The organism is Streptomyces bohaiensis (genome assembly GCF_012033785.1).
GTDB classification, from domain to species: Bacteria; Actinomycetota; Actinomycetes; order Streptomycetales; family Streptomycetaceae; genus Streptomyces; species Streptomyces bohaiensis.
Genome location: NZ_JAAVJC010000142.1, coordinates 1 through 12,469 on the forward strand (window position 1 = coordinate 1; position 12,469 = coordinate 12,469).

Sequence of the window (12,469 nt, forward strand, 5' to 3'; positions counted from 1 at the left end):
GCCGGCGCGATCCGACCGTCAGGTGTCGCGGCGGCAGGCCAGCGCGGCGAGACCGGCCAACGCCTCGGCCGCGGGCCCGGTCGCCCCGGACTCCGCCAGCGCGGTGGCGGCGCGCTCGGCGTGCTCCTCGGCGGCCCGTTCGGCCCACCCCCGGCCACCGGCGCGCTCCACGAGGTCGGCGAGTTCAGCGAGCTGATCCGCGGTCTCGGGCGGACCGTCCGGGTCGACCGGCCGGTAGAGCGCCGCCAGTCGGCGGGCGGCGGCGCCGTCCGCGGCCAGCGCCGCGGCGACCGGCAGCGACTTCTTGCGGGCGGCGAGGTCCGCCCCGGCCGGCTTGCCCGTGAGCGCCGGGTCGCCCCAGATGCCCAGCAGGTCGTCGGCGAGCTGGAAGCCGAGGCCGAGGTGGTGGCCGAACCGCCGCAGCGCCGCCACCCGGTCCGGCGCGGCACCTGCCCACAGCGCACCGAGCTCGCAGGAGCAGGCCAGCAGCTCGGCGGTCTTGCGTTCGCTCATCGACAGGCACGCCTGGAGCGGCACCGTCTCCCGGCTCTCGAACCCCACGTCGGTGTGCTCGCCCTCCACCAGGAGGGTGGTGGCGTCGGCCAGCGCGCGCACGGCCGCGGCGGCCCGCTCGGACCCCTCGTCCGCGAGCACCCGGAAGGCGTGGGAGAGCAGCGCGTCCCCGGTCAGCAGCGCCCCGGGCGAACCGAAGACCGTCCATGCGGTCGCCCGGTGGCGGCGAGTGGTGTCGCCGTCGAGGATGTCGTCGTGCAGCAGCGAGAAGTTGTGCACCAGCTCCACCGCCACCGCCGGCGGCAGCGTCTCCTCGGCGCGCCCGCCGCACGCCTCGGCCGCCGCCAGGACGAGCGCCGGGCGCAGCGCCTTCCCCACCAGACCCTGGTCGGGTGCGCCGGCGGCGTCGTTCCAGCCGAAGTGGTAGCGGGCGATGCGGCGCAATTCCCCGGGCAGCCGGTCGACCCAGTGCAGGAGCGCCGGTTCGACCAGGGTGCGGGCGCGGCGCAGCGCGACGCGGGCCGGGGCGTCGGTGGGGGAGGGCGCGGCGCCCTGGGCGGGCACGGCGGCGGATCGGCCGGTGGGGCGGCCGGTGGGGGGTACGGCGATAGGCGTCGACACGGTGCGCTCCACGATCGGGCTGTGCCCGGCGGCCGGGCGGGGCTTCCCAGCGTGACCGACCCCGGCCCGTCGCGGGACGGTCCGTGACGGAATCCTTCAGGCGTACACCAGTGCTCGGGGTGCCGCGTCGTCGGGGCGCGCGCCGCTGACCTGCGCGGTTCCCGGGGGGTGCCGGAGCCGGGCCCGGCGCGCGGATTCAACGCGTTCACGATGTCACCCGCACGGGCGGCGCGCGCACGCTCTCGCGCGCCCGGCGTGAGGTGCGGTGGCGAGCGCCTGGTGTGGGGGCGGGTCGCCGCGGCCCGCCGAGCGGCACGGGTGGGCCGGGGAGCGCCCCGCCGACGGCCGTCGCTTCCGGTGCACGGTGGTAGGCACTGCTCTGAGCTGCGGTTTCACCGCTGGATTGACAATCCATGCGGAGGGCTGCATAGTTATTCCAGTCAGCGTATGCATCCCAAGGAGAATCCCGTGACCGAGCGCGTCGTACTCGCCTACTCCGGCGGTCTGGACACCTCTGTCTGCATCGGCTGGATCGCCGAGGCGACCGGGGCCGAGGTCATCGCCGTCGCCGTCGACGTCGGCCAGGGCGGCGAGGACCTCGACGTCATCCGCAAGCGCGCGCTGGAGTGCGGTGCGGTCGAGGCCGAGGTCGCCGATGCCAAGGACGAGTTCGCCGAGGAGTACTGCCTCCCCGCGATCAAGGCCAACGCCCTCTACATGGACCGCTACCCGCTGGTCTCCGCCCTGTCCCGGCCGACCATCGTCAAGCACCTGGTGGCCGCGGCGCAGAAGCACGGTGCCTCCACCGTCGCACACGGCTGCACCGGCAAGGGCAACGACCAGGTCCGGTTCGAGGCGGGCATCTCCTCCCTGGCACCCGACCTGAAGTGCATCGCCCCGGTCCGGGACTACGCCATGACGCGGGACAAGGCCATCGCCTTCTGCGAGGAGCGCGGCCTCCCCATCGCCACCAGCAAGAAGTCCCCGTACTCGATCGACCAGAACGTCTTCGGGCGGGCGGTGGAGACCGGGTTCCTGGAGGACATCTGGAACGCGCCCATCGAGGACGTCTACGAGTACACCGAGAACCCGGCCACCCCGCGTGACGCCGACGAGGTCGTCATCACGTTCGACAAGGGCACCCCGGTCGCGATCGACGGCCGCCCCGTCACCGTGCTGCAGGCCATCCAGCAGCTGAACGAGCGGGCGGGCGCCCAGGGCGTGGGCCGGATCGACATGGTCGAGGACCGGCTCGTGGGCATCAAGTCCCGCGAGGTGTACGAGTCCCCGGGCGGCATCGCGCTGATCACCGCCCACCAGGAGCTGGAGAACGTCACCGTCGAGCGCGAGCTTGCCCGCTACAAGCGTGGGGTCGAGCAGCGGTGGGCCGAACTGGTCTACGACGGCATGTGGTTCTCCCCGCTCAAGCGGGCGCTGGACGGCTTCATCGACGAGGCCAACGAGCACGTCACCGGCGACATCCGGATGACGCTGCACGGCGGCCGGGCCACGGTCACCGGCCGGAAGTCCGAGAAGTCGCTCTACGACTTCGAGCTCGCGACCTACGACACCGGCGACACCTTCGACCAGTCGATGTCCAAGGGCTTCATCGAGATCTTCGGCATGTCGAGCAAGATCGCCGCCAAGCGGGATCTGGCACAGTAGGGCAGCGGCCGGACGGCTCCGCCGGGCCCCGGCCCCCACAACCGCAGAACCCCACCGTGTCCCCGGCGCTGTCCGGGGACACGGTCGTATCCGAGCACCGTCCCTTCCCCGGCCGGGTCGCGCCCGACCCGGCCGACGTTTCGAGGAGTTCACCGCCATGAGCAACGGAGCAGGCCCCGACGCGCCGCAGCAGCCCGAGGACGGCATGCGGCTGTGGGGCGGCCGATTCGCCGACGGGCCCTCGGCGGCCCTGGAACGGCTGAGCGCCTCCGTGCACTTCGACTGGCGGCTTGCCCCCTACGACATCGCCGGCTCCCGTGCCCACGCCGCCGCGCTGCACCGCGCCGGTCTGCTGACCGACGGGGAACTCGCCGGCATGCTCGCCGGCCTCGCCGAGCTGCTCGCGGACGTGGAGGCCGGCACGTTCACCGGCACCGTGGCCGACGAGGACGTGCACACCGCCCTGGAGCGGGGGCTGCTGGAGCGCGTCGGCCCCGACCTCGGCGGCAAGCTCCGGGCCGGCCGCTCCCGCAACGACCAGGTCGCCACGCTCTTCCGGATGTACCTGCGCGACCACGCCCGGGTCATCGGCGGACTCGTCACCGATCTGGGCGAGGCCCTCACCGAACTGGCCGCCGCCCACCCGGACGCGGCGATGCCCGGCCGCACCCACCTCCAGCACGCCCAGCCGGTGCTCTTCTCCCACCACCTGCTCGCCCACGTCCACGCACTGGGCCGGGACGCGGAGCGGCTGCGGCAGTGGGACGCCAGGACCGCGGTCTCGCCCTACGGCTCCGGCGCGCTGGCCGGCTCCACCCTGGGCCTGGACCCGCGGGCGGTCGCCGCCGAACTCGGTTTCGAGCACGGCTCGTCCGCCAACTCCATCGACGGCACCGCCTCCCGGGACTTCGTCGCCGAGTTCGCCTTCATCACCGCCATGATCGGCGTCGACCTCTCCCGCATCGCCGAGGAGATCATCCTGTGGAACACGAAGGAGTTCTCCTTCGTCACCCTCCACGACGCCTTCTCCACCGGCTCCTCGATCATGCCGCAGAAGAAGAACCCCGACATCGCCGAACTGGCGCGGGGCAAGTCGGGCCGGCTCATCGGGAACCTCACCGGCCTCCTCGCCACGCTCAAGGCGCTGCCGCTCGCCTACAACCGCGACCTCCAGGAGGACAAGGAGCCGGTCTTCGACTCCTGCGACCAGCTGGAGGTCCTCCTCCCCGCCTTCACCGGGATGATCGCCACCCTCACCGTCCACACCGACCGGATGGCCGAACTCGCCCCGGCCGGCTTCTCGCTCGCCACCGACATCGCCGAGTGGCTGGTCCGGCAGGGCGTGCCGTTCCGCGTCGCCCACGAGGTCGCCGGGAGCTGCGTCCAGGTCTGCGAGAAGGAGGGCATCGAGCTGGACCAGCTGACGGACGAGCAGTTCGCGGCCATCTCGCCGCACCTGACCCCCGCCGTCCGCGAGGTGCTGACCGTCGCGGGCTCGCTCGCCTCCCGGAGCGGACGCGGCGGTACCGCGCCGGCCGCCGTGGCGGAGCAGCTCGCCGAGGTCCGCACCGATCTCGCCGCCCAGCGCGCCTGGGCGTCCGCCGGGGGCTGAACCAGGCCCGGACCGCATGTCGCGCCGCAGGGGCGGACCCGAACGGGTCCGCCCCTGCGGCGTCGTCGGTGCGCGGCGGCTCAGGCGGCGCGTGCCTTGGTGGCGTACATGTCCACGTACTCCTGCCCGGAGAGCCGCATGACCTCGGTCATGACCTCGTCGGTGACGGCCCGCAGCACGTAGCGGTCGCGGTCCATCCCCTCGTAGCGGCCGAACTCCAGCGGGGTGCCGAAACGGACCGTGATCCGCTCGCCCCGCCGCACCCGCGGCAGCCCCCGGCCGCCGGGCTGCACCCGGTCCGTGCCGATCATGGCGAACGGCACCACCGGCGCGCCGGTCATCAGCGTCAGCCGCGCGATGCCGGTCCGGCCGCGGTAGAGCCGACCGTCGGGGGAGCGGGTCCCCTCCGGGTAGATGCCGAACACGTCCCCGCGCTCCAGCACTCGGCGCCCCGTCATCAGTGCCGCGACACCGCCGTGCCCGCCGTCCCGGTCCACCGGGATCATCCCGACGCCGGTGAAGAACCACGCCATCAGCCGTCCCTTGGGGCTGCGGCCGGTGACGTAGGAGTCCTTGCCGATGAAGAAGACCTGGCGGCCCGTCACCAGCGGCAGGATCAGCGAGTCGATGAAGGTGAGGTGATTGCCCGCCAGGATGACCGGACCGGACCCCGGGATGTGGGCCGCCCCCTCGACGCGGGGGCGGAAGAGCAGCCGGAGGAGCGGTCCCAGGACCGCCTTGATCAGTCGGAAACGGGACAACGGGTCCTCCGGTCGACAACACGTCGCGCGAGGTCGGGCGACAGGTGAGGATATCCCGTGGCCGCCCACCGGCCCCGGTACGGCCACCCTACGGACACCGGGAGTCGGCAATGTCACAGCCGAGTTCCGTCCGGCGGCGTTTCGCCGCCCACCCGGCGCGGACACAATGCACACGGCGCAGGACACCAGGCGCCGTCAGGGCACCCGGACGGCCGGACCGCGCGCAACCCTCGAACCGCCGCGGCCGGCCCAGCTCGCTAGGAGGATGCGCGCATGGGCATGAGCGTCATGATCGGCACCGCGGCCGAGTCGGACACCGAACACGTCCTGAAACTCCAGTACCTCTGCTACCAGACCGAGGCCGAGCTCTACAACGACTACGGCCTCGAACCGCTGACCCAGACCCTGGAGGAGCTCCGCGCCGAGATGGCCGCCGGCCCGGTGCTCGTCGCCCGGCTGGGGAACGAGGTCGTCGGCGCGGTGCGCGGCCGGATCGAGGCGGACGGCGCCGCCACCATCGGCACGCTCATGGTCCATCCGCGGATGCGGCGCCACGGCCTCGGCCGCCGTCTGCTGGCCGCGATGGAGGAACTGCTCGCCGGGCAGAGCGCCACCGCCGACCGGTTCCGCCTGCGCACCGGGCACCGCAGCGAGGGCAACCTCCGGCTCTACCGGCGCCTCGGCTACGCCCCGGTCGGCACCGAGGTGGTCAGTCGTCGGCTGAGCGTGGTCACCCTGGAGAAGCGCCGGGCCGCGCCCTCGCCGCTCCCCGCGCTGGCTGTCGCGGGCTGAGCCGCGACCGCGGTGCGAGAGGGGCGTCCTCTCCCGCACCGCGGTCGCCGGTACGGGTCAGCGGTGCGCGGCGGGCGGCCTGTCGCCGCCGCGGCGCAGCCAGAAGAGCCCCACCACCGGCAGCACCAGCGGCAGGAACAGATAGCCCATGCCGTAGGTCGACCACACGGTCGAGTCGGGGAAGGCGGAGGGGTCGACCACCGTCCAGGTCCCCACCACCAGCACCCCGGCGAGTTCGACGGCGCAGGCCGCCACCCCCAGGCGACGCGCGCGCTCACCGCCGCGCACCAGCACGACGGTGATCAGGGCGTACACCAGCGCGGCCCCGGCCGACAGCAGGTAGGCGAGCGGCGCCTCGTCGAACCGGGTCGACAGCTGGTAGAGCGAGCGCGAGGCGGCGCCCACGGTGAAGACCGCGTACAGCGTGACCAGCAGCCTCCCCGGGCCGGACCGCAGCCCGTGCCGGTCCCCACCGCCGCCGGGAGCCGTCCCCCCGTCGGTCACGGATGCCTCAGCCAACGCCACCACCCCACACGTCGTGCAGTCGCAGTTCCAGGATCGCCAGCAGGAACGCCCCCGCCGCGACCGTCGCGGGGCCCCACCGGGAGCGCTCGCCCAGCGCGACCATCCCGACCACCGGAACGCAGGCGGTGACCGAGACGAGGTAGGAGACGAAGACCGCGGTGGAGTCCCCGGCGGGCCGGTCGCCCCCCGCCAGCATCACGACGCCGACGACGAGCTGGACGACGGTGAGCAGGGTCACCACCGCCATGGCCGCGTAGTGCCAGTCCTTCGCCGACTGGTTGCGCAGCGCCGCCACGGCGCACCAGACGCCCAGCAGCACGGCGGCCGCCGCGACCGCGATGGTCAGGGGGGTGAGCATGCGCCCGACTCTACTGCGGTGCGCGGACCCCGCCGGATCGGGCCCCGCCCGGCAGGCGGACGCCCGGATGTCCGGCATGCGGACGGATTCCGGTCGCCCGACCATGTGTGCGTTCCGTGGTGATTAACTGTCCGGCATGACCGGAGCGAGCAGCCACCACCAGGCACCCGAGACAGGCACCCTGTCCGGCGCACGCTGTCCGCGTCGAATGTGTGCGCGCTGAGGGCCGACACCCGAGCAGCCTCGCGCCCCGAAGCGAGAACGCGCCCGCGCCGAGTCGCGCCGACGCCCGCTCAGCCCTGATCCGCCAGGCACCCCCTGCCAGTCCCGGACCGCCTCCGGCACGCCGCCGCGAGGCCCGTCCCGGCGCGCACCCCCGCGCCGCCACCCGACAGCGACGGAAACCCTGTGATCACCACCACGGACCTGACCAAGGTCTACCGCACGCGCGACCGCGAGGTCACCGCCCTCGACGGCGTGAGCCTCCACGTCCACCCGGGCGAGGTCTTCGGCGTCATCGGCCGCAGCGGAGCGGGGAAGTCCTCCCTCATCCGCTGCGTCAACCTGCTGGAGCGCCCCAGCAGCGGCACGGTGACCGTCGACGGCACCGACCTGACCGCCCTCGCCGGCCGCGGCCCCCGCGCGGGCAGGGAACTGCGCCGGGCCCGCACCCGCATCGGCATGGTCTTCCAGCACTTCAACCTCCTCTCCTCCCGCACCGTGCAGGGCAACGTCGAACTGCCCCTGGAGATCCTCGGCCTCACCCGCCGGGCCCGCGCCGCCAAGGCCCTGGAACTGCTGGACCTGGTCGGCCTCGCCGAGAAGGCACGCGCCTACCCCGCCCAGCTCTCCGGCGGCCAGAAGCAACGGGTCGGCATCGCCCGGGCGCTGGCCGGCGACCCCAAGGTGCTGCTCTCCGACGAGGCCACCTCCGCGCTCGACCCCGAGACCACCCGCTCCGTCCTGCGGCTGCTGCGCGACCTCAACCAGCAGCTCGGCCTCACCGTGCTGCTCATCACCCACGAGATGGACGTGGTGAAGTCGGTCTGCGACTCGGCCGCGCTGATGCGCGAGGGACGGCTGGTGGAGTCCGGAAAGGTCTCCGACCTGCTCGCCACCCCCGGTTCCGAACTCGCCGCCGAGCTGTTCCCGCTGGCCGGGGCGGCGTCCGTCGCCGGGCGCACGGTCGTCGACGTCACCTTCCACGGCGAGCGCGCCGGCCAGCCGGTCATCTCCGGCCTGGCCCGCACCCACGACACCGACGTCTCCATCCTCGCCGCCGCCATGGACACGGTCGGCGGCCGGCAGGTGGGCCGGATGCGCATCGAGCTCTCCGGTCCGGGTGCCGACGCCGACCGGGCCATCGGCTACCTCCGGGACCAGGGCCTCACCGTCGAGGTCCACGACCCCCGCACCGCGCCGACCGCCGACCTGGCCGACGCCGCCCCCGGCGCCGACCTGGTGAAGGAGTAGACGATGACCTGGGAACAGATGCAGCCCCTGCTCTGGCAGGGCACGATCGACACCCTCTACATGGTCTGGTGGTCCAGCCTGTTCGCGGTGATCGGCGGGCTCCCGCTGGGCGTGCTGCTGGTCCTCACCGACAACGGCGGGCTCCTCCGCAACGTCCCCGTCAACCGCGTGCTCGGCTTCGTGGTGAACGTCGGCCGCTCGCTGCCGTTCATCATCCTGCTGGTGGCGCTGATCCCGTTCACCCGGTTCGTGGTCGGCACCGCCATCGGGCCCACGGCCGCCGTCGTCCCGTTGGCCGTCGGCGCCATCCCGTTCTTCGCCCGGCTCGTCGAGACCGCCGTCCGCGAGGTCGACCACGGCCTCGTCGAAGCGGCGCTCGCCATGGGCGGCGGCGTGTGGGCAGTGGTGCGGAAGATCCTGCTGCCGCAGGCGCTGCCCTCGCTGGTCGCCGGCCTCACCACCACGGTGATCGCCCTCATCGGCTACTCCGCGATGGCGGGCGCGGTCGGCGGCGGCGGCCTCGGCACCATCGCCCTCAACTACGGCTACCGCCGCTCCGAGACCGACTTCATGCTCGTCATCATCCTGGCGCTCATCGTCATCGTCACCGTCGCCCAGCTCATCGGCGACGGTGTGGTCCGGCTGCTCGCCCGCCGCGAGCGCGCCGGGACCTGACGGCGCCCCCTCCGCCTTCCCGGCGCCGTACCGGCCCGGGCGTCACCACCACAGAGAGGCACTTTTCGTGCGTACCACCACTCGCAAGCCCCAGCGCGGCACCGTCCGCACCGCCGTCGCCCTCGCCGGTGCGCTCACCCTGGCGCTCACCGCCTGCGGCACCTCCAGCGACCCGGACGCCGACGACAACGGATCGTCCGCCGAGGGTGAGGAGACCCTCAGCCTGCGCGTCGCCGCTAGCCCCGTCCCGCACGCCGACATCCTCACCTTCGTCAAGGACAACCTGGCGGAGGACGCCGGTCTGGAGCTCACCGTCGAGGAGTTCGACGACTACATCCTGCCGAACACCGCGCTGGAGGACGGCGAGGTCGACGCCAACTTCTTCCAGCACCAGCCCTACCTGGACGACTTCAACGCCAAGCAGGGCACCAGCATCGTCGGCATCACCGACGTCCACCTGGAGCCGCTGGGCGTCTACTCCGCCTCGATCGACAGCCTCGACGACCTCCCCGAGGGCGCCACCGTCGCCATCCCGGACGATGCCACCAACGCGGGCCGCGCGCTGCAGCTGCTCGCCGGTGAGGGGCTCATCACCCTCGCCGACGGTGTCGGCGCCGAGGCCACCCTGGGCGACATCACCGAGGACAACGGCCTGGTCTTCAACGAGCTGGAGGCCGCCACGCTGCCCCGCGTCCTCGACGATGTCGACGCCGCGGTCATCAACGGCAACTACGCGCTGGAGGCCGACCTGAGCCCCGCCGAGGACTCGCTGGCGCTGGAGGAGGCCGAGGGCAACCCCTACGCCAACTTCCTGGCCGTCCGCGAGGGCGACGAGGACAACGAGGCCGCCGCGGCGCTGAGCGAGCTGCTCACCTCCGACGCGGTGCGCCAGTTCATCGAGGAGACCTATCAGGGCTCCGTCCTGCCCGCGTTCTGAGCGGGCCGCCCCGACCGGGCACCCGACTCCCGCACCCCGATCCGGGCCCCGGCCGTGAGGCCGGGCCCCGGGTCCGTCACGCGCCGTGCCCATGCTGCATGCTGTGACTACCACCCAGGCCACGGAGCGGCGCATGACACCCACCTTCCCCGACGTCACCCTCGCCACCGAGCGGCTCGTCCTGCGGCGCTACGAGGAGGCCGACCAACCGGCACTCACCGCCATGATGGACGACGAGCTGACGGCAGCCTGGACCTCGGTGCCCGCGCCCTACTCGGCGGTCGACGCCCGGGAGTGGATCGCCCGCTTCGCCCCCGCCGAGCGCGACGAGGGACGCGGCATAGTCTTCGCCGTCGCCGACCACCTCACCCAGCGCCTCGTCGGGTCCGTTCACCTCATGAAGACCAACTGGCGTGTCCGATCAGCCGAGATCGGCTACGTCGTCGCCCCCTGGGCGCGGGGCGAGGGCTACGCCGTCGAGTCCGTCCTCGCCGTCGCGCGGTGGCTCTTCGGCGAGCAGGGGTTCGAGCGGATGGAACTGCGCACCGCGGCCGGGAACACCGCGTCGCAGCAGGTCGCACTGAAGATCGGCTGTCTCAGCGAGGGCGTCCTGCGCAGCGCCGGCATGGTGCGGACCCGCACCGAGGACGGCCGCTGGGCGGAGGTCCGCACCGATGTCATCGTCTGGGGCCTCCTCCCCGAGGACCTGGAGGACCTGGACGACCTCGGCCCGGTCGGCGAAGCCGTCGCCTGACGGCGGATCACACCGGCCCCGACGGGGGTAGTCTCATCCCGTCCCGCACCCCCCCCCGCGTCGCCACACCCCCGGAGTCCGCAGGCCATGGCCGACCGCGTCACCGTGATCGGATGGGACGGCTCGCCGCTCGAACCGGCAGCCCGTTCCGCACTGCGCGCGGCGACCCTGGTCGCCGCCGCCCCCCGCCACCTGGAGCAGCCGGAGATCCCACCCGGCGCCGAGCGCGTCACCCTCGGGAGCGTCCCGCTCGCCGCCGAGCGCATCGCGCGCCACCGCGGCAGCGCCGTCGTCGTCGCCGACGGCGACCCCGGCTTCTTCGGCGTCGTCCGGGCGCTCCGCGACCCCGCCCACGGGCTGGAGGTGGAGGTCGTCCCCGCCGTCTCCTCCGTGGCGGCGGCGTTCGCCCGTGCCGGGATGCCGTGGGACGACGCCCGGATCGTGGTGGCCGGTCAGGGCACCCTGCGCCGGGCCGTCAACGTCTGCCGCGCCCACCCGAAGGTCGCCGTCCTCACCGCGCCGGGCGCGGGCCCCACGGAGATCGCCCTGATGCTGCGGGGCGTGCACCGCACCTTCGTGGTGTGCGAGAGCCTGGGTACCGCGGACGAGAGCGTCACGATGGTCACCCCCGAGACCGCGGTCAACCACCGGTGGCGCGATCCCAACGTGGTCATCGTCCTCGGCGGCGGCCAGGCACCCACCCGGGACGGCTGGCTCGCAGGCGGGGTGCCCGCCGGCCCGGCCGGCTGGGCGCTGGAGGCGGCGGACTACGGCCTGTCGGCCCACACCCCCACGGAGGGGCAGGCTCCCGCACTGCGCGCCGCCCAACTGGCCTTCCTGGGGCCGCGCACCGGCGACCTGCTCTGGGACGTGGGCACCGCGGGCGGGCTCGCCGCGGTCGAGGCCGCGCGGCTGGGTGCGGCGGTCATCGCGGTGGACCGCGACGCCGAGGCGTGCGCCCGGGTCACGGCCGGCGCCCGCGCCGCCGGTGTCGAGCTCCAGGTGGTGCACGGGGGTGCGCCCCAGGCGCTCGGTGACCTGCCCGAGCCCGACGCGATCCGGGTCGGCGGGGGCGGGCCCCGGACGCTGCGCGCCTGCGCCGACCGCAGGGCGCCCCGGATAGTGACCCACGCGCTCACCCGCGACGAGGCCGAGAGCACCGGGGGAATCCTCACCGCCGCGGGCTACCGCGTGCGGTGCACACTGTTGCAGGCGGTCGCGCTGGACACCGGAACCTGGTCGGAAGAGAGCAGAAACGTAGCGTTCCTGCTGTCCGGAAGTCGGACGTAGACAGGACAACGACAAACCCGGACCATACGGTTCGGGGCGGACGGCGGTGGGCAAGCGTGTCCGCGGTGCCCGGTAGGGTGCTGTGTCGTTGTGTCACCGCAGGCGGGCGGGTTCGTCCGCAGATGTCCGGCCGGACCGGGGCAGGGCCGTGCCGACGCGCGCCCCGCCGTGTCCCTGGCCGGCCGGAGCGCGGCGGACGTGGGAGCACTACCTGATGGGCAAGGGGTACGCATGACCGAGACCGGCGGCTTCCCGGACCGGGGACAGCTGGACCACACGGGCGTCGCCCCGGGGCACGCGGCACCCCCGCCGGCCCCCGCCACCGCCGCGTACCCGTTCCCCGAGGCCGGGGAACCGGAGGACCGCGAGGAGGAGGAACTGCTCATGCCGGGCGCCGCGGGCGCCTGGGGTGACGGCAGCGCCACCCCACCGCGCGGCGTCGCCGCAGCTGCGGCCGCGCCGTTCGCCGCGCGGCATCAGGCCCGTCCCGCCG

13 protein-coding genes are annotated in these 12,469 nt (G+C 73.7%); 9 read left to right on the forward strand and 4 right to left on the reverse strand.

Features of this window, described 5'->3' with window-relative positions:
- Nucleotides 1-18: 18 nt before the first annotated feature.
- On the reverse strand, nt 19-1,134 hold the full coding sequence (locus tag HCN52_RS15690) for a polyprenyl synthetase family protein (RefSeq protein ID WP_312876721.1): 1,116 nt from the start codon (nt 1,132-1,134) through the stop codon (nt 19-21).
- A gap of 468 nt (nt 1,135-1,602) precedes the next feature.
- Between HCN52_RS15690 and HCN52_RS15695 the strand changes: the two genes are divergently transcribed.
- The gene (locus HCN52_RS15695; RefSeq protein ID WP_168089070.1) at nt 1,603-2,799 is read left to right on the forward strand and encodes an argininosuccinate synthase; all 1,197 of its coding nucleotides are present in this window, start codon (nt 1,603-1,605) and stop codon (nt 2,797-2,799) included.
- Nucleotides 2,800-2,956: 157 nt separating this feature from the next.
- Nucleotides 2,957-4,411, forward strand: coding sequence for an argininosuccinate lyase (gene argH / locus HCN52_RS15700; RefSeq protein WP_245175185.1), 1,455 nt, complete (start codon nt 2,957-2,959; stop codon nt 4,409-4,411).
- 80 nt (nt 4,412-4,491) lie between these two features.
- Here argH and HCN52_RS15705 read toward each other — a convergent pair whose 3' ends face one another.
- Nucleotides 4,492-5,172, reverse strand: coding sequence for a lysophospholipid acyltransferase family protein (locus HCN52_RS15705; protein WP_168089071.1), 681 nt, complete (start codon nt 5,170-5,172; stop codon nt 4,492-4,494).
- A gap of 273 nt (nt 5,173-5,445) precedes the next feature.
- On the opposite strand from HCN52_RS15705, the gene HCN52_RS15710 reads away from it, so the two are divergent.
- Nucleotides 5,446-5,964, forward strand: coding sequence for a GNAT family N-acetyltransferase (locus HCN52_RS15710; RefSeq protein ID WP_168089072.1), 519 nt, complete (start codon nt 5,446-5,448; stop codon nt 5,962-5,964).
- A 57-nt stretch (nt 5,965-6,021) separates the two neighbouring features.
- On the opposite strand, the gene HCN52_RS15715 is transcribed toward HCN52_RS15710, so the two are convergent.
- Nucleotides 6,022-6,483 carry a hypothetical protein gene (locus HCN52_RS15715; protein WP_209314596.1) on the reverse strand — a complete coding sequence of 154 codons (462 nt, stop codon included), beginning with the start codon at nt 6,481-6,483 and terminating at the stop codon, nt 6,022-6,024.
- Complete coding sequence (locus HCN52_RS15720; RefSeq protein WP_168089073.1) at nt 6,476-6,847, reverse strand: hypothetical protein; 372 nt, start codon at nt 6,845-6,847, stop codon at nt 6,476-6,478. The genes HCN52_RS15715 and HCN52_RS15720 overlap by 8 nt, the downstream gene beginning before the upstream one ends.
- Nucleotides 6,848-7,255: 408 nt before the next feature.
- Between HCN52_RS15720 and HCN52_RS15725 the strand changes: the two genes are divergently transcribed.
- From HCN52_RS15725 to HCN52_RS15750, 6 genes are all read left to right on the forward strand, one after another.
- Nucleotides 7,256-8,320: a methionine ABC transporter ATP-binding protein gene (locus HCN52_RS15725; RefSeq protein ID WP_168089074.1), complete on the forward strand. Its 1,065-nt coding sequence runs from the start codon at nt 7,256-7,258 to the stop codon at nt 8,318-8,320.
- A gap of 3 nt (nt 8,321-8,323) precedes the next feature.
- The gene (locus HCN52_RS15730; protein WP_168089075.1) at nt 8,324-8,995 is read left to right on the forward strand and encodes a methionine ABC transporter permease; all 672 of its coding nucleotides are present in this window, start codon (nt 8,324-8,326) and stop codon (nt 8,993-8,995) included.
- 67 nt (nt 8,996-9,062) lie between these two features.
- Entirely contained in the window at nt 9,063-9,932 is an 870-nt protein-coding gene (locus HCN52_RS15735; protein WP_168089076.1) for a MetQ/NlpA family ABC transporter substrate-binding protein, read from the forward strand.
- Nucleotides 9,933-10,023: 91 nt separating this feature from the next.
- Nucleotides 10,024-10,686: a GNAT family N-acetyltransferase gene (locus HCN52_RS15740; protein WP_376767137.1), complete on the forward strand. Its 663-nt coding sequence runs from the start codon at nt 10,024-10,026 to the stop codon at nt 10,684-10,686.
- Nucleotides 10,687-10,773: 87 nt separating this feature from the next.
- A complete protein-coding gene (cbiE, locus tag HCN52_RS15745; RefSeq protein WP_168089077.1) occupies nt 10,774-11,976 on the forward strand; it encodes a precorrin-6y C5,15-methyltransferase (decarboxylating) subunit CbiE in 1,203 nt (400 codons plus the stop codon).
- Between the two features lie 231 nt (nt 11,977-12,207).
- On the forward strand, nt 12,208-12,469 hold a 262-nt coding region (locus HCN52_RS15750; RefSeq protein WP_168089078.1), incomplete at its 3' end, for a hypothetical protein.